Below are 19,601 nucleotides of genomic sequence, written 5' to 3'. Positions count from 1 at the left end.
TTAGCCCGGGCCGACCGGTTTCAGGAACGCCGCAAGTCTAGCGTAAACGGGAAGCCGGCATTGTCCGGCAGCGGTGCTACGTCAATCTCTCCGGGGGAGTGGCCGAAGGGCGTGAATCGCGCCAGACGGCGGCCTTCGGCCTCGTTGGCGTTAACCGGGTAGCGGTCGGGGTTGCGACCGCCGGGGTGCTCGACGTGATACTGGCAGCCAGCGAGCGAGCGCTTCATCCAGGTGTCGACCAGGTCGAAAACCAGCGGCGCATGTACGCCGATCGTCGGATGCAGGGCGGATGGTGGGTTCCAGGCGCGGTAGCGGACGCCGGCAACGAATTCGCCGACTTTGCCGGTCGAGCGCAGCGGCACGCGGCGGCCGTTGCAGGTGAGCACGTAGCGTTCGGATGCCATACCGCTCAGCTTGACCTGCAGACGCTCGAGCGACGAGTCGACGTAACGCGCAGTGCCGCCGACCGAGCCTTGTTCTCCCATCACGTTCCAGGGCTCGAGCGCATGGCGCAGCTCCAGTTCCATGCCCAGCACCGAAATGCTGCCATGTACCGGGAAACGAAACTCGAAATGGGGGGCAAACCACGCGCTGTCGAGTGCGTAGCCGGCGCCGCGCAGGTCGCTGATCACATCGTCGAAGTCCTGCTTCACGAAGTGCGGCAGCAGGAAACGGTCGTGTAGCTCGGTTCCCCAGCGGACCAGCCGCTCGGGCGCATAGGGCGTGCGCCAGAAGTGTGCGATCAGTGCGCGCAGGAGCAGCTGCTGAGCGAGCGACATGCGTGCGTGCGGCGGCATTTCGAAGGCCCGCATTTCGAGCAGCCCGAGGCGGCCGGTGGCGCCGTCCGGAGAGTACAGTTTGTCGATACAGAACTCGGCACGGTGGGTGTTGCCGGTCGCGTCGATGAGCAAATTGCGCAGCGCGCGGTCGATCACCCAGGGCGCAATGCCTTCGGCAAGCTCGGCAGCCGCGCCCGTCGCCCTGGAAAGCTCGCTGAAGGCGATCTCCAACTCGTACACTGAATCGTTACGGGCTTCGTCGACGCGCGGCGACTGGCTGGTCGGGCCGATAAACAGACCCGAGAAGAGGTAGGAAAGCGACGGATGGTTGTGCCAGTAGCTGATCAGGCTGCGCAGCAGGTCGGGTCGGCGCAGGAAGGGGGAGTCCTGTGTCGTCGCACCGCCGAAGACGAAGTGGTTGCCACCGCCGGTACCCGTGTGGCGACCGTCGAGCATGAACTTCTCGGTGCACAGACGCGACAGGTGCGCCGCCTCGTAGAGGTGAGTCGTGCGCGCGACGAGTTCGTCCCAGCTTGCCGACGGCTGGATGTTGACTTCGATTACGCCCGGGTCGGGAGTGACCCGGAAGTTGGTCAGTCGTGGATCGGACGGTGGCTCGTAGCCTTCGACGATCACCGGCGCAGCGAGCGCTTCGGCGGTGGCTTCGACAGCGGTGATCAGTTCGAGGTAGTCCTCGAGCGTTTCGGTTGGCGGCATGAAGATGTAGAGCACGCCCTTGCGGGCCTGTGCCGAAAGCGAGGTACGGGTGACCAGGCTTGCCGATTCGCCGGCGCGCGGCGGGCTTTCATTGCCATCACCGGCGCCGTGGGCAAGGGCTTCATCGACACGTTCCAGGGCCTTCTCGGCGAAGTGTTCGCCGCTCACTGCCGCGCTGACGGCAGGCAAGCCCAGACTGCGGCTGATGGCGAACTGCGCGTGCATCTCGCTGTGTGCGGGCAGCGCCGGGAAGGCCTGCGTCGGGTCGGGCGCGTGCACGTAAGGATAGTCGGCTTTGGCTACCCAGGGCTGCGAGTCGAGCGGCAAGCGATAGCCGACCGGCGAATCGCCCGGGACCAGGTAGCAGCGGCCGCCGCGCAGATACCACGGTCCGCTTTGCCAGCCGCCTTGTGCGCGCGCCTGCAGCGGCAGCACATGGCCGACCACCGCATCGAGGCCCTGGCGAAAGACCTTGGCCAGCCGCTCACGTTCCAGCGGGTCATCGAGGCGGGATGCGAAGGGGTCGACGTTGACCGGCAGGCGATCTTCTCGCCACAGGTGATAGTAAACATCCTCGTACGCTGCGAATACGTACTTCGGGTCGATGGCCAGGTGCTCCGCGAGTCTTCGCAGGAAGCGCCCGGCCAGTTGAGCGTCGGCACCATAGTCGCGGCTCTCGTCGGCGTAGAGTGCCGGATTGTTCCACATTACTTGGCCGTCGCGGCGCCAGAAGCAATTCAGCGACCAGCGCGGCAGCTGTTCTCCCGGATACCACTTGCCCTGGCCAAAATGTGGCAGTCCTTGCGGCGCATATTTGTCGCGCAAGCGGTGAAAGATTTCCGCTGCGCGCGCGCGTTTCGTCGGGCCGAGCGCTTCGGTGTTCCATTCGCCGCCGTCGTGGTCGTCGATGGAGACGAAAGTGGGTTCGCCACCCATCGTCAGACGCACGTCATCGCTGACGAGGTCGGCATCGATCTGGTGGCCGAGGGCCTCGATCGTCTGCCACTGCTCGTCGCTGTACGGGCGAGTCACTCTTGGCGCTTCCCAGACACGCTCGACCTGCATGTGGTGCTCGAACTGGCATTCGCATTTCTCGGTCAAGCCGGTAATCGGCGACGCCGACGATGGCTGCGGCGAACAGGCGAGCGGGATGTGCCCCTCGCCGGCGAACAAGCCCGAGGTCGGGTCGAGGCCAATCCAGCCTGCTCCGGGCAGGTACACTTCACACCAGGCGTGCAGGTCGGTGAAGTCGTGATCGGTTCCTGAAGGCCCGTCGAGTGACTTCACGTCAGGTACCAGCTGGATCAGATAGCCTGAAACGAAGCGCGCCGCCAGGCCGAGATTGCGCAGTACCTGCACCAGCAACCAGGCCGAGTCACGACACGAGCCGAGCGCCAGCGTCAGTGTTTCCTCCGGCGTCTGCACGCCGGGTTCGAGGCGAATGACGTAAGCGACCTTGTGCTGCACCCGCTGGTTGAGATCGACCAGAAAGTCGACGCTGGCGCGCGCTTCGCGGGGAATCGTTGCCAGGAACTCAGTCAGTAGCGGGGTCCGCGGCAAGGGGGTCAGATAGGGCTCGAGCTCTTCTCGCTGCCAGGCCTCGTATGCAAATGGAAAGCTCGTCGCGTAGGGCTCGGGAAAGAAGTCGAAGGGATTGATCACCGACATCTCGGCCACCAGATCGACTTCAACGCGAAATTCGCGGGTCTTCTCGGGGAATACCAGGCGCGCCAGGTAGTTGGCCTGCGGATCCTGCTGCCAGTTGATGAAGTGTTGTGCGGGCGTAATTTTCAGCGAATAGCTCAGAATTGGCGTGCGCGAATGCGGTGCTGGCCGCAAGCGGACGACTTGCGGTGCGAGGCTGATCGGCCGATCGTAGCGATAGTGCGTGACATGGTTGAGGGCAACATGGATGGACACGGTTAACTCCTGGGGGAAGGCGAAGAGGGTTGTTGGCAAAGCATACGCCAGGCTGCGCAGCTCGCGGGGGTGATCACCGCGGTGCGCGCAGGCCATGCAGCAGCAGGACGGCTGTGGGCAAGAAAGAGTCGCATCGTCAGAGCTGCAACTGTTTCAGCAAATCGGCCTCGAGTTTCACACGACAGGCACTTTCCTCGAGATGGCCGCCACTGATCAGGAAGGTGTCTTCGACCCGTTCGCCAAGGGTGACGATCTTGGCTGTGTGCAGATTGGCGCGATGTGCCGCCAGCTGCGTGGCGATGGTGAACAGGAGGCCGGGGCGATCCGCTGCGACGACGGTCAGCACGAACATCTTTCCGGTTTCATCGGCTTCGAGGCTTACCAGGGGCTGGATGCTGACCAGTGGCTGCAAGGGAAAATGTCTCACTTGGCGCGAAACGCGCCCGCTCGCAGGTGCCTCGCCAGCCGAGTGCCGAGACAGACGTTGGCTCAGTTCGTGCTCGATGTAACTGATCATCTCACGCTCGCTGTGGCGATTGGTGACGTCGAGCAGGACGAACGTATCGAGGGCATAGCCATCGCTGGTGGTGTGGATCTTGGCGTCGACGATGCTGTAATCGGCGCTGCTGAAGAAACCGACTATGCGCACAAACAAGTCGGCTTGATCGTGCGCGTAGACCATGACTTCGAGTCCTGTGGCGAGGGGGCTGAGGCGTGCCTTGACCAGGGGCGTGTCGGTCTTGCGGCGGTCGTGCAGCACGCGAGCATGCCAGGCGATCTCCTCGGCTGATTGGCGCAGGAAATAGACCGTATCGACCTGCTCCCACAAGCGTTCATGGATGGTTTCGGGAAGCGCCAGAAAGCGCATTACGCGCCTTGCTTCCTCTTGCCGCTGGGCGATGACTCCCGCGGGCATGGGCGGTGCTTCACTCGACCGCAGATGTCGCCGGGTGGCGGTGAACAGCTGTTCGAGCAGCTGTCCTTTCCATGCATTCCACACCTTCGGACTGGTACCGCGGATGTCGGCAACGGTCAGCAGGTAAAGGGCCACCAGATGTCTCTCATCACCGATGATTTCGGCAAACCTGGCTATGACTGTGGGGTCTGAGATATCCTCTTTCTGGGCACTTCTGGACATCAACAGGTGCTGGCGAACCAGCCACACGACCAGTTCGCTTTCGTCCGCCGCGAGGTCGTGGTCTGCGCAGAACTGGGCAGCGTCGATCGCGCCGAGTTCCGAGTGGTCGCCGCCACGACCCTTGCCGATGTCGTGAAAGAGGGCCGCGATGTACAGTACCCAGGGATTGCCGAAGTCACTGATCAGGCGGCTGCAGAGCGGGTACTCATGCGCAAATTCCTCGATCGCGAAACGGCGCAAGCGGCGCAGCACCTGCAGGATATGCTGATCAACCGTGTAGACGTGAAACAGGTCGTGCTGCATTTGCCCGACGACACGTCCGAAATTGGGCAGATAGCGACCCAGGACGCCGAGCTGGTTCATGCGCCGAAGGGCCTGGGTCAGGCGATTTCCGTAGGTGAATAGCTCCAGAAAATGCCTGCGGTTGGTCGGGTTGCGGCGGAAGTCGTCATCGATCAGGGTGCGGGCACGCCACAGGGCGCGCTGCGCACGGGCGGTCATGCCGTGTAGGCCCGCATGCTGCTGGAGTAACAGGAAGGCCTCGAGGATGGCCCCCGGGGTCACGTCGAAGACGTCTTCGTGCACCACGTCGAGGAGCTCGTGCGCATTCTGGAAACGTTCGTTGATCGGCTGTGGTGGCTCCTCCCGGGGAGGTACCAGTGCCGTACCGATGTTCTGCAGCAGAATGGCGTTGATCTGCAGGACCGCTTTCGCGCGCCGGTAGTAGCGCTGCATCAGCTGTTCGCTGGCACGTTGGGTGGCGGTGGCGGTAATGCCGAGTTGTTCAGCCAGAGCCGTCTGGTACTCGAAGAGCAGGCGATCTTCGCGCCGTCCGGCCAGTAGGTGCAGGCGTGTGCGCAAGTCGCGCAGGAAGGCCTCGCTGCTCTCCAGCAGTTGTTTCTCATCAATGGTGATGAAGCCTCGCCGTTCGAGATCTTTCCAGCAGTTGCCATAGCCCGCTGCCTGTGTGGTCCACAGAATCAGCTGCAAATCGCGCAGCCCGCCGGGGCCTTCCTTGCAGTTTGCTTCCAGGCTGTAGGGCGTTTCGCCGAAGCGTTGGTGGCGGTCCTCCTGCTCGATGCGCTTGGTCTGGAAGAAGTTTTTTGCGTCCAGTGCGGCTTTGATGCGCACCGAAAAGCCTGCGAAGAGTGACGCGCTGCCAGCCAGCAGGCGGGCTTCGATCATCGATGTCTGGACGGTAATATTGCCGCTGGCCTGCTCGAGGCACTCCTCGATGGTGCGCACGCTGTGGCCAATTTCCAGTCCGATGTCCCAGAACAGGCACACCAGGCCTTCGAGTTGCGCGGTCAAGGCGTCGCCTGCCTGCTCCGGAAGAAGAATCAGGAGATCGACATCGGAGGCCGGGTACAACTCGCCGCGTCCATAACCGCCGACGGCCAGCACAGCGAGCGAGGCAGGTAAGTTCACCGCCTGGCAGAGGTCGCAGAGCGTGTCGTCGATCAGCCGGCAGCGTTCATGGAGCAGAGCGAGAGCGTTCCCGGTCGTGAGAAATCGCTCGCAGATCGCTCTTTGACCCTCCTGCAGGCGATTCCGGAAGCTGCTGATCAGCCTGTTTCGCGCTGCGCGTTCGGCGCTCATGGTCTGTCGCCCGTCGCTGCCGGTGAGCCGCGGTGTAACAGGAATCCTGGCAGCAACGGCCAGACAAGCAATGCCCGGCGTGCAAGCCAGGGGAGAAGCATCGGAATGGTCATCTCGTCTTTCGCTGATCGGGGAAAGCCCTTTCGGGTAGCGGGCCATTGCTGTCGGTCTGGCCCAACTCGGGTGCGGCCCGTCAGGGGTAAGCAAAAGTCGCGCCAGTAACGCTGGCGAGCACCGCCGCCACCTTTGCTCTTGGTCAGCGGCCGTGCTCCGCAGGGCTGGGTCGCTGGCGGCAAACGTTTCTTCTTGGCGGAACTACGCTACACTTGGCGGCAAGGTTTGTCCGCGGGCCGAGGCGCTGGCGCGCTTCGATCCGCTGCTCACACAGGCTTGGGGCGGTAGTGGCGATAGAATGGGGCGTGTGCTTGTCAGGCGCCGGCGTGCAATTCCCCGGAGAGGCAGTCAGCGTGGCGACCGGCGCTGCAGCAGCCGCGGAATGTGGCAATTGAGTGCAGGGCGAACAGGGTGAAGGCGCCTTGGTTTTGGGCCCTGGCAAAGGCGAGCAAGAGGTGCTGGCCGGCGGATTGTCCGCCACCTGCAAGTCGTGATGTCGAGTATCTGAAGGGGAGTTGAGTGATGAGCAGCGAACGTAAGGCGACTTTGACCATTACCGGAGAAGGTCCGGTGGAATTTCCGATTCTGACGCCGACACACGGCAACGAGTGCGTGGATATTCGCGCGCTCGGCGGTAACACCGATCGCTTCGGGTATGACTCCGGCTTCGAGTCGACCGCCAGCTGTAAATCGAGCATTACCTACGTCGATGGTGCGAAGGGTGAACTTCTCTATCGAGGCTATCCGATTGAGCAACTGACCGAGCGCTGCGACTTTCTTGAAGTGGCATATTTGCTGAAGAATGGCGAACTGCCGAATGTGGCGCAAAAGCTGAGCTTCGCGGAAACCATCAAGAGGAACACGCCGGTGCATGGCCAGATGGTGAATTTCTACCATGGCTTTCGCCGCGATGCGCACACCATGCCGGTGATGGTTGGCGTGGTTGGCGCGCTGTCCGCGTTCCATCGTGAAGCGGCAGACTTTTCCGATGTCGAGCAGCGCAGCCTGACCATTCATCGCATCATTGCCAAAATGCCGACGCTGTCAGCGATGGCTTACAAGTACACCATGGGTCATCCGCCGGTACATCCGCGTAATGACCTCGATTATGCGGCCAACTTCGTGCACATGATGTTCGCGAATCCGGCCGAGAAATTCGAGCTAAACCCGGTGCTGATGCGGGCCTTCGACCGACTGTTGATCCTGCATGCCGATCATGCTCAGGACGCTTCAACCTCGACGGTGCGCATGGCGGGTTCGTCCGGGGCCAACCCCTTCGCCTGCATTTCTGCGGCGATAGCTTGCCTGTCGGGTCGCGAGCACGGCGGCGCCAGCGAAGCCTGTTTGGCGATGCTCCAGGAAGTCGGCGATGTGCGGAAAGTTGCGGCGATGATCAGCCGCTCCAGGATCGAGAGCGATCACTTCAAAGTAACCGGCTTTGGTCTTTACGTTTACCGCAACTTCGATCCGCGCGCAAAGCTGATGCGCCGATTGTGTACCGAAGTGCTGACCGAGCTGCGCCTGGAGAATGATCCGCTGTTCAAGTTGGCGATAGAACTCGACAGGATCGCACTGGAAGACCCGTACTTCGTCGAGAACAAGCTCTACCCGAACGTCGATTTCTATTCGGGTATTCTGCAGAAAGCACTGGGTCTGCCCGCTTCGATGTTTGGCTGCATCGTTGCCGTGGCACGCACGGCAGGCTGGATGGCGCAATGGGAAGAAATGCGCGCCGACCCCGAATACAAGATCGCCCGCCCTCGGCAGCTCTATATCGGCCCCGCACGGCGCGATGTCCCTGTCGCTTCGGCGCGTGGGTCTGAGCGCATACCCGCGTAGCAGGCAGCAGCTGTCCGGCGGGTTACAGCGGCCGCGTGACCGACAAGGCGCCGCGGATCTCGCCGGCGACATAGCCGGTCGCCTGGTCGTGCGGGTAATCCTTGGCCAGCGCTGCCTTGAGCTCGGGCGATAGCGAATCGGCCGGCCCGTGGCAGGTCTGGCAGACCTCGACGACCGGCAGTGCTTTCATGTAGCGGAAACTGCGTTGCCCACCACTGGCGACGACGATTTCGCCAACTTCCAGCTCTTGAGGCTGCGCACCGTTGGCGACCAAAATGTTGAATTCGGCCAGCTGTCGCGCTTCCCAGGCGTCAGGCGTGCCGGTCGTCGCGTTGCGAGTCTTCAGGCTGACACGGTGGATCGCCCAGCCGGTGTGCTGTTGCATCTCCCGCAGCAGTTGCGGCGCTTTTTCCTTGCAGACCGCTATGGCAGCGACGGGACCCTGTTCCTGCACGGCCGTCTGCATCGCCTGCACCACTTTTGGCAAGATTGGCAGCGCGGTTTTTCGCGTTTCGCTCATTAGTGCGGCGGTATCCTGCGCGTGCACGACCTGTGTGGCGGAGGTGAGCGAAAGAGCGAGAATAAGGGCTGTGGATTTTTTCATGATGGCTCCCGATAGTGTATAAGAGGTAGCTAATATAACATGACAAGGCCTCGCCGGGGACGTGCGCTCCTGCCTGGCGGCGCGATCATCCTGTGCGTTGCAGGCCTTCGCCCGCCTTCACGCCGCTGGGCGTGTAAGCCCGGGGCCAGGGCTGTCATGCACCGTCGCGGTGCTTCGCAGGGCGTTTTGCGCACCATTCGTAGGCGCCGTTGCCTGTTCGTCGCATGGCGCTCACCCACTTGAAGCTTGTTTAGCTTATGGCACGGTTTCTGCTTAATACTGCTTAATCCACTCTGTCGGTGAGCCTCATGAATGTAGACTTCTATAACGAGATGTACGATTCTGCCGGCGGCTTGCGACCCCATTACGAGGGTTTTGCGGCCTGGCTGGCAGCGACCTCGCCTGAGCGTCTGGCGAGCAAGCAGGCCGAGGCCGATAGCGCCTTTCACCGCCTTGGCATTACCTTTGCCGTCTATGGAGAAAAGGCCGGCACCGAGCGCCTGATCCCCTTCGACATCATCCCGCGCATCATCCCGGCGAGTGAGTGGACGGTGATGGAAGCGGGCTTGCGGCAGAGAGTGAAGGCGCTTAATGCCTTTGTGCACGACATCTACCATGATCAGGAAATTCTCGGCGCCGGACACATTCCGTACGATCAGGTGCGCAACAACGCGCAGTTCCGGCGCGAGATGATCGGCGTCGACCTGCCGGCCGGGATTTACGCTCATATCGCGGGCGTCGACATGGTGCGTGCCGGGGCAGGTGAGTCCTACGTCCTCGAAGACAACCTGCGCGTGCCGTCCGGCGTGTCCTATATGCTTGAGGACCGCAAGATGATGATGCGGCTGTTTCCGGAACTCTTCTCGCGGCACATGGTCGCGCCCGTTCAGCATTATCCTGACCTGCTGCTCGAAAACCTGCGCACCGTGGCACCGAAAGGCGTCGCCGACCCGACGGTGGTGCTACTGACGCCCGGCGCCTACAACAGCGCCTATTTCGAACACAGTTTTCTTGCTCAGCAGATGGGTGTCGAGCTTGTCGAGGGCAGAGATCTCTTCGTCAAGGAGCAGGCGGTCTTCATGCGCACCACACAGGGTCCGCAGCGGGTCGACGTGATCTATCGTCGGCTCGACGACGACTTTCTCGATCCGCTGGCCTTCAACAAGGAATCGATGCTCGGTGTTCCGGGCTTGCTCGGCGCCTACCAGGCCGGCAACGTCAATCTGGCCAATGCCATTGGTGCCGGCGTCGCCGATGACAAGTCGATCTATCCCTACGTGCCGGAGATGATCCGCTTCTACCTCGGTGAAGAGCCGATACTTCACAACGTACCGACCTGGATTCTGCGCAAGCCCGAGGACCTCAAATATGTACTGGCGCACCTGCCGGAACTGGTGGTCAAGGAGGTGCATGGAGCGGGGGGCTACGGCATGCTGGTCGGGCCGGCGTCGAGCAAGGCCGAGATCGAGGACTTCCGCGCTCGTATCGTCGCCGCGCCGGAGAAGTACATCGCACAGCCGACGCTGGCGCTGTCCAACTGCCCGACCTTCGTCGAGGCGGGCATCGCGCCGCGCCACCTTGATCTGCGTCCGTTTGTGCTCTCCGGAAAGAGCATCCGCATGGTGCCCGGTGGCCTGACGCGGGTCGCCCTGCGCGCAGGCTCGCTGGTGGTCAATTCCTCGCAGGGCGGCGGTACCAAGGATACCTGGGTGTTGGAAAACTGAGATGGATGGAGAACCGAGATGTTGAGCCGCACAGCTGATCACCTTTACTGGATGGCACGCAGTACCGAGCGCGCTGAAAACATGGCCCGATTGCTCGACGCCTCCTACCAGATGTCGATGGTGCCGCAGCCCCTGGCGGCGCAGAACGAGAACTGGCGCGCCATCCTCGCCCTGAACAGCCAGGAGGAAGCGTTCGCCAAGGTCTATGACGAGGTCAGCGCCGAAAATGTCCTGCGGTTCACGGTCGCCGATGCTGCCAATCCCTCGTCGATCTTCAGTTGCCTACGTGCCGCACGCGAGAATGCGCACGCGGTGCGCGGTACGCTAACCGCCGAAATGTGGGAAAGCGTCAATGCCACCTGGATCGAACTCCGCGAGCAGAATGTCGAGCAGGTACTGGCGCGCGGTGTCAGCGAGTTCTTCGAGTGGGTCAAGCTGCGTTCGGCCGTCATCCGCGGGGTGACCTTTGGCACCATGCTCAGGGACGACGCGCTGCATTTCATTCGCCTCGGCGGGCTGCTCGAGCGGGGTGACAACACGGCGCGCATTCTCGACATGCAATATCACGTCCTGCGCAACGGCGACGAGGGGGCCAGTGATTTCTATCGCTGGGGCGCTTTGCTCCGCTCCTTGTCGGCGTTTCAGGTCTACCGCAAGGTCTATCGTGATGCGATCACCCCGGCCCGGGTCGCCGAACTGCTGATTCTGCGCATGGATCTACCGCGATCCCTGCATTCCTGTGCGGACGGCATTGTCCGCATGTTGCCCTTGATTGCCAACAGTGCTTCGGCGGAGACCCAGCGCCAGGCGGGTGTACTGCATGCCAAGTTGCACTTCGGGCGTATCGAAGACGTGCTGGCTGGTGGGCTGCACGAGTATTTGACGGATTTCATGGATCGCATCTATGAACTTGGCGAGGGTATCAGTCGCGACTTCCTTATGCCCGCCTGAACGTTTCTTGGTGGCTGCTTGCGACTCGGCTGCTGCGCGCTTGCACAGTGCTCCCAAAACCTCATCGGCTGCGCCAAGGGCAAGCCACGGGATGGCAGTGCGGGGCGCTCACAAGGGGCTGCGAAGCCCGCTTGGCGCGCTCGCCGCTGTTCGCATTCGGCACGCCCGGCAAGCGCTTCAAGAAGCCTTGCCCGTGCGGCCGGAGCTGCTGTGCGTGACACCCGTTGGTAGCTCGTTATCGACATTGACCCGACTATCGACTTGTGATCTAATCCCGCCTTCTGTGGATCCGCTTCCCGGATGGCGCTTCTTTCGGCGGCACCGTCTGTCGGCGTTCTTTTTCGGCAGCCTTGCAGCCGCCGCGTACCGACAGCAGCCTGTCCCTGCCGAAGAACATCGGGCGATTAACTCAGTGGTAGAGTGCCACCTTCACACGGTGGAAGTCAGTGGTTCGAACCCACTATCGCCCACCATCATTTCCGCCGCCAGCAATTCCCGACTGGCCTGGCCCGAGTTATCCGCCAGCCGCCCATGGCCGCGCCATTGATCACCCTGACATCGGCCAGCAAGGCTCTTCAAGAGCCGCCAAGCAGGCGTCTTTCTGGTAGAATCCGCGTGTTGCGCTTCGCTTTAGTCATTCGACGACAATCCCGGAGAGTCGTTGGCGCTTTTCTTCGTTACGACATCACCAAAACATGACCACTTCGTCGCATTCCTCCTTCATCATCGTCGGACGGACCACCGCCGGCAAGAAGTTCCGCCCAAGCGACTGGGCCGAGCGTTTGTGTGGCGTTCTCTCGGCGTTCGGCGCCGAGAAACGAATGCGCTATTCACCGTACGTCGGGCCGCGCAACTACAAGGGAGAAAAGGCTGTTTTTGTCGACGGTGGCTTGTACGAAGTTGAGCCCATGGCCTATAGATTCGTGCTGCATTTCGCGCAGGACAACGACCTCGAATTGATTGAAGGCGTCCTGCCCGGCCGTTAGGCGATTTCTGTCAAAGGACCAGCCGTCTTCCGTGTGGCGGCCACAGTTACCGAGTTCGACTATGCGCCTTAGCTGGAAGCCGAGTGGTTCGCCGGCTTAGCGGTTCGTCGCCCAGCCGCAGGCGCTCCGCATCCCCTCATCCGCCACTCCCGCTTCCTCAGCCAATTCTTCTTACGCGTGCGCCAAGCTGGCCGAGCTTTTCCTCGATGCGTTCATAGCCGCGGTCGAGATGATAAATGCGCTCGATCAAGGTTTCGCCCTGCGCTACCAGACCGGCGATGACCAGGCTGGCTGAGGCGCGCAGGTCGGTGGCCATTACCGTCGCCCCATCAAGATGGCCGACGCCGGTGACCATGGCGTTGCTGGCGTCGATCTTGATGTCAGCCCCCAGGCGGATCAGTTCGACGGCGTGCATGAAGCGATTTTCGAAGATCGTCTCGCGGATAACCGCCGATCCCTCGGCGACACAGTTGACGGCCATGAACTGCGCCTGCATGTCGGTCGGAAAAGCCGGGTAGGGTGCCGTGCGGATACTTACCGCCTTTAGCCGTGGCGGTGCCTGTAGCGTAATCGCCGTGCGCTCGATGAGCAGTTCACAGCCGGTATCGAACAACTTGTCGATCACGGCGTCGAGATTGGCAGCCGAGGTATTGGTCAGCCGGATATTGCCACCCGTCGCCGCGGCCGCGCAAAGATAGGTGCCGGTCTCGATGCGGTCGGCCATGATCGCATGCCTTGCGCCATGCAGGCGCTCGACGCCCTGGATGCGAATCTTGGCGGTGCCGGCGCCAGCGATCTGCGCACCCATCGAAACGAGGCAGTTCGCCAGGTCGACCACCTCGGGTTCGCGAGCAGCATTCTCGATGATCGTTTCGCCCTTGGCCAGGACTGCCGCCATCATCAGGTTTTCGGTGCCGGTGACGGTGACCATGTCAGTGACGATGCGCGCCCCGGTGAGGCCACCTTTGCCTTGCGCCCTGGCCTGGATGTAGCCATGCTCGACGAGCACTTCGGCACCCATCGCCTGTAGCCCCCTGATGTGTTGTTCGACCGGCCGCGCACCAATTGCACAACCGCCCGGCAAGGACACCCGCGCTTCACCATGGCGCGCCAGCAGGGGGCCGAGGACCAGGATCGACGCACGCATGGTCTTGACCATATCGTAGGGGGCAAGCGGGTTGTCGAGCCCCCGGCTGTTCAAGAGCAGCCCGTCGGCGCCGAGGTCTTCGACAGCGACGCCCATCTGTTCGAGCAGGCGCAGCATCGTCGAGATGTCCTTCAGCCGCGGTACGTTGCTTAGATGCAGCGGCTCGGACGACAGCAGGCTGGCGCAGAGAATTGGCAGGGCGGCGTTTTTGGCACCCGAAATGGCGATTTCGCCGGCCAGCGGCGTGCCGCCCTCGATCAGCAACTTATCCACGCGTCGCGCTCCATTCGGCAGGTGTTTGCGTCTTCATCGACAGTGCGTGCAGTGCGCCGCTGTTGAAATGCTGACGTAGTATTTCGTTCACCGCCTGCTGCCTTTGCACGCGGCTCTTGCCGGCGAACTCGCCGCTGACGATCAGGGCTTCGAAGTGCTGGCCATCGCCGGCGACTTCGAGATGCTCGCAGGCGATGCCTTCGGCGATGATTTTGCGGACTTGTTCAGGGTGCATCATGATTCAGGACCTCAGTTTGTAGCCGCTCCTGAGGAGCGCCAGCGTTGCCGCGGACACCAGCAGGAAAGTTGCGGTAACGACCGCCAGACTAATTCCCGGCGGCACGTCCGAGACGCCGAAAAAGCCGAAGCGAAAGCCGTCGATGATATAGAACACGGGGTTGAAACGCGAAACGAGTTGCCAGAATTCGGGCAGCGAATGAATCGAGTAAAAGACGCCAGAGAGCATGGTCAGGGGCATGATCAGGAAGTTCTGAAAACCCGCCAACTGGTCGAACTTGTCAGCCCAGATACCGGCGATCATCCCCAGGGTTCCCATGATCCCGCCGCCGAGAGCGATGAAGAGCAGAATCCAGTGCGGGGCAGTGAAAGTCAGGGGTGCGAACCACATGGTTACCACCAGTACGCCGCCGCCGACCATCACGCCGCGCAGCATTGCGGCAACGACGTAGGCCAGGAAGAACTCGACGTAAGAGATCGGTGGCAGAAGCACGAAAACGACGCTGCCCGTCACTTTTGACTGAATCAGGCTCGACGAACTGTTGGCGAAGGCGTTCTGTAGCGCTGACATGATCACCAGCCCGGGAATCAGAAAGGCAGCGTACGGCACACCGTTCACCTGCACGTGCGACTCCAGCACGTGCGAGAAGATCATCAGGTAGAGCAGTGCGGTGAGTATCGGCGCGCCGACGGTCTGGAAGCTCACTTTCCAGAAACGCAAAAGCTCCTTGTAGAGCAAGGTTAGGAAGCCGCTGCTCATCTTGCGGTGTCCTGCGCGCTACCACTCTCCTGCATGACGCCGAGAAAGACGTCCTCGAGGTCGGCTTGCGTCAGCCGCAGGTCGTCAATACCACAGCCAGCCGCGCGCAGGGTCGCCAATAGCGGTTCGAGCTCGTCGAGGCTTGCCAGGTGGAAGGCGCAGGTCTGCTCACTTTCACTGGCGCGAGCGCGCAGGGCGGCGGGCAGCGAAGCTGGCCCGCCCGCGAGACGGAGGTTCAGTGTCTGACCCGAGAAGCGTGCCAGCAGGTTGCGGGTCGTATCCAGGGCCACGACCTGTCCCTGCTTGAGCATCGCGATTCGGCCGCAGAGAGCTTCTGCCTCCTCGAGATAGTGTGTCGTCAGGATGATCGTGTGGCCGTCCTGGTTGAGACGGCGGATGAATTGCCACAGGCCCTGGCGCAACTCGACGTCGACGCCGGCGGTCGGCTCGTCGAGGACCAGCACTGGCGGCTTGTGTACCAGCGCCTGCGCGACCAGGACACGCCGCTTCATGCCACCGGACAGGCGGCGCATGTTGATGTCGGCCTTGGCAGTGAGATCAAGATTGGCGAGAATCTCGTCAATCCAGTCGTCGTTGTTGCGCATTCCGAAATAGCCGGATTGAATCCGCAGCGTCTCGCGTACCGAAAAGAAGGGGTCGAAAACGAGTTCTTGGGGAACCACGCCCAGTCTTCGCCGCGCTTCGCGGTAGTCGCTGAGCACGTCGTGGCCCATGACGCTCAGCGTGCCGGCATCCGGGCGGGTGAGGCCGGCCAGGCAGGAAATCAGCGTTGTCTTACCCGCGCCGTTCGGGCCGAGGAGACCGAAAAATTCGCCTTCGGCAATCTGCAGCGAAACACCCGCGAGCGCCCGCAAGCTGCCAAAGCGCTTTTCGACTTGAGAAATAGAAACTGCGACGCTCATGGCATCGGGGACGGGGTCGAAGCTGCGTCGCCCGTTCAGGCGAGCGGGAGGAGTTCGGAGACGCCGTATAGCTCTGCCAGGCTGATCATGCTTGCCGGCGGATGGGCAATTCGCAGTTGGACGCCGCGCTCCGTAGCCTTGCGCTGCCAGGCGAAAAAGGTGCTCAGCGATGACGAATCAAGCTCGGCCACGCCCGCAAGGTCGAGCAGCAATTCGCCTGATTGTGCACCGCAATTCAGCAGGGGGTAGCCTGCTTCGAGCAGCGCACGGGCGTTGGCGATGAGCATCGGCGCGGTGACACGCAGCCGGCCTTCTGCTTGCTCGATCATTTGTTGGCGTTTGCCAGTTGCATGTTTCTATTGCTGAGCATCTGGATCAGCCCGTCGATACCCTTGTTGCTGACTTCGCGGGCGAAGGTTCCCCGGTAATTGGTGACCAGGCTGACGCCGGAGACGATGACATCGTAGACCTTCCAGCCGCTGCCCTGCTTTTCGAGCGAGTAATTGAGCGGAATCGATTGGCTGCCCGGTTGCACGACTTCGGTCTTGACAACGACATCGGTTGCGCCGGCTGCAAAGGTGCTCGGCCGGTAGGAGACGCTTTGGTCCTTGAACGACGTCAGGGCATTCGAATAGGTGCGTACCAGCAGGTTCTTGAACTCTTCAGCCAAGCGTTGCTGCTGCTCGGGTGTGGCCTTGTTCCAGTTGCGTCCGACGGCGAGGGCCGTCATGCGCCGGAAATCAAAGTACGGGAGCACCTTTGTTTCGACCAGTTTGAGAGCCTTGGCGGTATCGCCGCTCTGAATGTCCTTGTCCTGACGGACGATGTTCAGTACATCGTCGGTGACCTGTTGCACAAGTGCATCGGGTGACTGCTCCAGTGCGACCGCGGAGCCCGCCAGCAGCAATAGAGAAAAAAATAGTGACAGTAGAGATCTCATGAATATTTCCGTGCAAGTAAGGACTGCTGCTTAACGCAGCATGGTCTACAGCAGCCGACGCGGCCGCTCAATGGTCAGGGGAAAGCGGTGGCGGGGGACTGTCGACACCGTCGAATATCAAGCTGCGACGATTCTGCAGGTAGGCATCGCGTATATACGAGTATTTGTCGAAAGCCGCCTCTTCAACCACCTTGTCAGCCGGCAGGTAGCCCGCCCTGATGTCTGTGTAGCGCAGCGCAACCAGGCTGTTGCGCAGCGCAACGTTGTCGACGCGCCAGACCGGATCGTAATAGGTGTCGAGCAGCCAACCGAAGGTGTCCCGTGTCGTACGCGGTCCGATGATGGGCCAGTAGAAGTAGGGGCCGTTGGGAACGCCCCACGTGCCGAGCGTCTGGCCGAAGTCTTCGCTGTGTTTGACCAAGCCCATTTCGCCGGCCACGTCAAAGATGCCGCCGATACCGACGGTACTGTTGATCAGCACCCGTCCAATATCGGAAAGGCCGTCAGCTCCCTTGCCCTGCAGGAGGTTGTTGATTGCCGTCCACGAGTCCCAGATATTGCCGAAAAAATTGCCGACCGCGACTTTGACCGGCAGCGGCGTCACAGCGTCGTAGCCTTGGGCTACGGGCTTGATGGCAACCTTGTCGAGGCCTTCATTGACGGCAAACATGGCGCGGTTGAAGCCCTCGAAGGGGTCTGCCGGATCCTGATCTACCGTTGCGCAACCGCTGGCGGCAAGAATCGCCACTGCGCAGGCGCAGGCGGTAAGGGGGCGCGAAAAAGTTGGTTTCACTGATTTCCTTCCGTTATTCTGTCGGACTTTCCGAGGCCTTGTTGAACATGAACTGACTGATCAGGCTTTCCAGCACCACTGCGGATTGCGTTTTCGTGATCACGTCGTTGGCCTGCAGCATCTTTTCGTCGCCGCCTGGATCAAGGCCGATGTATTGCTCTCCGAGCAGGCCGGCGGTCAGGATCAGGGCGAAAGTATCTCTTGGAAAACGATAGCTCTCGTTGATGTGGAAGGTGACCACCGCTTCGTAGTCCTTGGGGTCGAAACGGATGTCAGCCACCCGGCCGACGACGACGCCGGCGCTTTTTACCGGCGCCCTGACCTTCAGGCCGCCGATATTAGCAAACTTGGCCGTCAGCGGGTATGTTTCGGCGAAATTGCCAGCCGAGAGATTGCCCACCTTCAGCGCCAGGAACAGTACGCCAGCCAGTCCCATGGCAACAAAAATTCCGACCCACAGGTCGAGTAACTTGCGACTCATCAAGCCTCCCGCAACATGAACGAGGTTAATACAAAGTCGAGCGCCAGGATCGCCAGTGCCGACTGCACGACAGTGCTCTTGATCGAGCTGGAAACGCCTTCCGCTGTCGGTACTGCATCGTAGCCCTCGAAGACGGCAATCAGCGAAACCGCAATGCCGAAGACAAAGCTCTTGATGATGCCACTCCAGATGTCATGGTAAAAATCAACCGAAGCCCCCATCTGTGACCAGAATGCGCCTTCGTCGACGCCGATGAAGATGACCCCTATCAGGTAGCCGCCGAAGATACCTGCCACCGAGAATAGCGCCGCCAGCAAGGGCATCGAGATCACGCCACCCCAGAAACGCGGGGCCACGACGCGGGCAATCGGGTTGACCGCCATCATGTCCATTGCCGTGAGCTGCTCGGTTGCCTTCATCAGGCCGATTTCGGCCGTGATCGCCGAGCCGGCCCGCGAAGCAAAGAGCAGTCCAGCGACCACGGGACCAAGTTCCCGGACCAGCGATAACGCTACCAGAACGCCAAGGGCGTCGGCGGAGCCGTAGCGCTGCAGTGTTTCGTAGCCCTGCATGCCGAGCACCATGCCGATGAACAAACCAGAAACCATGATGATCAGCAGCGATTGGAAGCCGGAAAAATAGAGTTCGCGGATGGTCAGATGTATACGCCGGAAGGACTGTCCGGACGAGAGCAGCAGCACGACAAAGAAACGGGCGATAAAGCCCAACTGCTGGAGCGCCGAAGTTACGCGGTGTCCCAAATGGGTGATCATCGCCACAGCCGTACTCCGACCATCGCGTCTAGGCTCGCTCATGGGCAGCTTTCCCAAGCAATTCCTCAACAAGAGGCTTGGCAGGATAGTGGAAGGGGACCGGTCCGTCCGCCTGCGCGAAAACGAACTGGTGCACAAAAGGATGTTGCGAAGCGCGGATCTCGTCGGGCGTGCCCATCGCCACCACTTTTCCGTCGGACATGAAATAGATGTAGTCGACGATCTGCAGCGACTCCTGAATGTCATGGGTGACCATGATCGAGGTTGCGCCGAGCGCATCGTTCAGCTTGCGAATCAGTTGCCCGATGACTCCCAGGGAGATCGGATCGAGCCCGGCAAAAGGCTCGTCGTACATGATCAGCATTGGGTCGAGCGAAATCGCCCGTGCCAGTGCTACTCGTCTGGCCATGCCGCCGGAGAGTTCGGCGGGCATCAGCTGATCGGCACCGCGCAAGCCAACGGCATTGAGCTTGAGGAGGACCAGGTCGCGGATCAGTTCCTCGGGCAGGTCGGTGTGCTCGCGCATCTGATAGGCGACGTTGTCAAATACCGAGATGTCCGTAAACAACGCGCCGAACTGGAACAGCATGCCCATGCGTCGGCGCAGATCGTAGAGCTCGTCATGGCGCAATTTGGGCACCGACAGGCCGTCGACCAGCACCTCGCCGCGGCTGGGCTTGAGCTGCCCACCAATCAGCCGCAGCAGAGTGGTCTTGCCGCAGCCGGAACCGCCCATAATCGCGACGACCTTTCCGCGCGGGATCTGCATGCTGATCCCCTTGAGGATCGGCCGATCGTCATAGGCGAAATCAAGATCCTTGATTTCGACCAGATTATCGTCAGACACTGTTGAATCCTGAGACAAAAAAAACCATTATACCGGACTCTCGGCGTCAGCCGCGT

Annotated in this window: 17 protein-coding genes and 1 tRNA gene; 5 read left to right on the top strand and 13 right to left on the bottom strand. The window is 61.4% G+C overall.

From position 1 onward, the window contains the following. Window positions 1–20: 20 nt before the first annotated feature. A complete protein-coding gene (locus tag QZ648_RS13000) occupies window positions 21–3,416 on the bottom strand; it encodes a transglutaminase family protein (protein ID WP_291997324.1) in 3,396 nt (1,131 codons plus the stop codon). A gap of 136 nt (window positions 3,417–3,552) precedes the next feature. Next, the gene (locus QZ648_RS12995; protein WP_291997323.1) at window positions 3,553–6,153 is read right to left on the bottom strand and encodes a [protein-PII] uridylyltransferase; all 2,601 of its coding nucleotides are present in this window, start codon (window positions 6,151–6,153) and stop codon (window positions 3,553–3,555) included. Between the two features lie 636 nt (window positions 6,154–6,789). On the opposite strand from QZ648_RS12995, the gene gltA reads away from it, so the two are divergent. Further along, window positions 6,790–8,106, top strand: coding sequence for a citrate synthase (gene gltA / locus QZ648_RS12990; protein WP_291997322.1), 1,317 nt, complete (start codon window positions 6,790–6,792; stop codon window positions 8,104–8,106). 22 nt (window positions 8,107–8,128) lie between these two features. On the opposite strand, the gene QZ648_RS12985 is transcribed toward gltA, so the two are convergent. After that, window positions 8,129–8,710, bottom strand: a complete 582-nt coding sequence (locus QZ648_RS12985; RefSeq protein WP_169066215.1) for a DUF3365 domain-containing protein — start codon at window positions 8,708–8,710, stop codon at window positions 8,129–8,131. A gap of 308 nt (window positions 8,711–9,018) precedes the next feature. Between QZ648_RS12985 and QZ648_RS12980 the strand changes: the two genes are divergently transcribed. The 4 genes from QZ648_RS12980 to QZ648_RS12965 all read left to right on the top strand — a co-directional run bounded on the left by QZ648_RS12980 (window position 9,019) and on the right by QZ648_RS12965 (window position 12,371). Further along, entirely contained in the window at window positions 9,019–10,434 is a 1,416-nt protein-coding gene (locus QZ648_RS12980; RefSeq protein WP_291997321.1) for a circularly permuted type 2 ATP-grasp protein, read from the top strand. Between the two features lie 18 nt (window positions 10,435–10,452). After that, on the top strand, window positions 10,453–11,385 hold the full coding sequence (locus tag QZ648_RS12975) for an alpha-E domain-containing protein (RefSeq protein ID WP_169066213.1): 933 nt from the start codon (window positions 10,453–10,455) through the stop codon (window positions 11,383–11,385). A gap of 398 nt (window positions 11,386–11,783) precedes the next feature. Further along, window positions 11,784–11,858: transfer RNA gene (locus tag QZ648_RS12970), tRNA-Val, on the top strand. A 222-nt stretch (window positions 11,859–12,080) separates the two neighbouring features. Further along, window positions 12,081–12,371: a DUF3579 domain-containing protein gene (locus tag QZ648_RS12965; RefSeq protein WP_169066212.1), complete on the top strand. Its 291-nt coding sequence runs from the start codon at window positions 12,081–12,083 to the stop codon at window positions 12,369–12,371. A 157-nt stretch (window positions 12,372–12,528) separates the two neighbouring features. Here the strand turns inward: QZ648_RS12965 and murA are convergent, their stop codons facing one another. The 10 genes from murA to QZ648_RS12915 all read right to left on the bottom strand — a co-directional run bounded on the left by murA (window position 12,529) and on the right by QZ648_RS12915 (window position 19,545). Continuing rightward, a complete protein-coding gene (gene murA / locus QZ648_RS12960; protein ID WP_169066211.1) occupies window positions 12,529–13,791 on the bottom strand; it encodes a UDP-N-acetylglucosamine 1-carboxyvinyltransferase in 1,263 nt (420 codons plus the stop codon). Then, complete coding sequence (locus tag QZ648_RS12955) at window positions 13,784–14,029, bottom strand: BolA/IbaG family iron-sulfur metabolism protein (protein WP_291997320.1); 246 nt, start codon at window positions 14,027–14,029, stop codon at window positions 13,784–13,786. Before QZ648_RS12955 ends, murA begins: the two co-directional genes overlap by 8 nt. A 3-nt stretch (window positions 14,030–14,032) precedes the next feature. Further along, a complete protein-coding gene (locus tag QZ648_RS12950; protein WP_169066210.1) occupies window positions 14,033–14,788 on the bottom strand; it encodes an ABC transporter permease in 756 nt (251 codons plus the stop codon). After that, window positions 14,785–15,711 (bottom strand): ABC transporter ATP-binding protein, encoded by a 927-nt coding sequence (locus tag QZ648_RS12945; protein ID WP_169066209.1) that lies wholly within the window; start codon window positions 15,709–15,711, stop codon window positions 14,785–14,787. Before QZ648_RS12945 ends, QZ648_RS12950 begins: the two co-directional genes overlap by 4 nt. A 35-nt stretch (window positions 15,712–15,746) precedes the next feature. After that, on the bottom strand, window positions 15,747–16,040 hold the full coding sequence (locus QZ648_RS12940; RefSeq protein ID WP_169066208.1) for an STAS domain-containing protein: 294 nt from the start codon (window positions 16,038–16,040) through the stop codon (window positions 15,747–15,749). Continuing rightward, the gene (locus QZ648_RS12935; RefSeq protein ID WP_169066207.1) at window positions 16,037–16,651 is read right to left on the bottom strand and encodes a phospholipid-binding protein MlaC; all 615 of its coding nucleotides are present in this window, start codon (window positions 16,649–16,651) and stop codon (window positions 16,037–16,039) included. The genes QZ648_RS12940 and QZ648_RS12935 overlap by 4 nt, the downstream gene beginning before the upstream one ends. A gap of 67 nt (window positions 16,652–16,718) precedes the next feature. After that, on the bottom strand, window positions 16,719–17,444 hold the full coding sequence (locus tag QZ648_RS12930) for a VacJ family lipoprotein (RefSeq protein ID WP_291997319.1): 726 nt from the start codon (window positions 17,442–17,444) through the stop codon (window positions 16,719–16,721). Window positions 17,445–17,457: 13 nt separating this feature from the next. Then, on the bottom strand, window positions 17,458–17,925 hold the full coding sequence (mlaD, locus tag QZ648_RS12925) for an outer membrane lipid asymmetry maintenance protein MlaD (protein ID WP_169066205.1): 468 nt from the start codon (window positions 17,923–17,925) through the stop codon (window positions 17,458–17,460). Continuing rightward, window positions 17,925–18,698: a lipid asymmetry maintenance ABC transporter permease subunit MlaE gene (gene mlaE / locus QZ648_RS12920; protein ID WP_211203690.1), complete on the bottom strand. Its 774-nt coding sequence runs from the start codon at window positions 18,696–18,698 to the stop codon at window positions 17,925–17,927. The genes mlaD and mlaE overlap by 1 nt, the downstream gene beginning before the upstream one ends. A 28-nt stretch (window positions 18,699–18,726) precedes the next feature. Next, window positions 18,727–19,545, bottom strand: coding sequence for an ABC transporter ATP-binding protein (locus QZ648_RS12915; protein WP_169066203.1), 819 nt, complete (start codon window positions 19,543–19,545; stop codon window positions 18,727–18,729). Window positions 19,546–19,601: the final 56 nt, after the last annotated feature.

The organism is Candidatus Accumulibacter sp. ACC012 (assembly GCF_907163155.1).
GTDB classification, from domain to species: domain Bacteria; phylum Pseudomonadota; class Gammaproteobacteria; order Burkholderiales; family Rhodocyclaceae; genus Accumulibacter; species Accumulibacter delftensis.
Note: the sequence above shows the minus strand (reverse complement) of the source record. Positions and strands in the feature narration are given on the sequence as shown.

Bases quoted from the DNA above. Each gene is read 5' to 3' on its own strand.
- QZ648_RS12995 (WP_291997323.1), bottom strand. From the start codon at position 6,153: ATGAGCGCCGAACGCGCAGCGCGAAACAGGCTGATCAGCAGCTTCCGG.
- gltA (WP_291997322.1), top strand. From the start codon at position 6,790: ATGAGCAGCGAACGTAAGGCGACTTTGACCATTACCGGAGAAGGTCCG.
- QZ648_RS12985 (WP_169066215.1), bottom strand. From the start codon at position 8,710: ATGAAAAAATCCACAGCCCTTATTCTCGCTCTTTCGCTCACCTCCGCC.
- QZ648_RS12980 (WP_291997321.1), top strand. From the start codon at position 9,019: ATGAATGTAGACTTCTATAACGAGATGTACGATTCTGCCGGCGGCTTG.
- QZ648_RS12975 (WP_169066213.1), top strand. From the start codon at position 10,453: ATGTTGAGCCGCACAGCTGATCACCTTTACTGGATGGCACGCAGTACC.
- QZ648_RS12965 (WP_169066212.1), top strand. From the start codon at position 12,081: ATGACCACTTCGTCGCATTCCTCCTTCATCATCGTCGGACGGACCACC.
- QZ648_RS12955 (WP_291997320.1), bottom strand. From the start codon at position 14,029: ATGATGCACCCTGAACAAGTCCGCAAAATCATCGCCGAAGGCATCGCC.
- QZ648_RS12950 (WP_169066210.1), bottom strand. From the start codon at position 14,788: ATGAGCAGCGGCTTCCTAACCTTGCTCTACAAGGAGCTTTTGCGTTTC.
- QZ648_RS12945 (WP_169066209.1), bottom strand. From the start codon at position 15,711: ATGAGCGTCGCAGTTTCTATTTCTCAAGTCGAAAAGCGCTTTGGCAGC.
- QZ648_RS12940 (WP_169066208.1), bottom strand. From the start codon at position 16,040: ATGATCGAGCAAGCAGAAGGCCGGCTGCGTGTCACCGCGCCGATGCTC.
- QZ648_RS12935 (WP_169066207.1), bottom strand. From the start codon at position 16,651: ATGAGATCTCTACTGTCACTATTTTTTTCTCTATTGCTGCTGGCGGGC.
- mlaD (WP_169066205.1), bottom strand. From the start codon at position 17,925: ATGAGTCGCAAGTTACTCGACCTGTGGGTCGGAATTTTTGTTGCCATG.
- mlaE (WP_211203690.1), bottom strand. From the start codon at position 18,698: ATGATCACCCATTTGGGACACCGCGTAACTTCGGCGCTCCAGCAGTTG.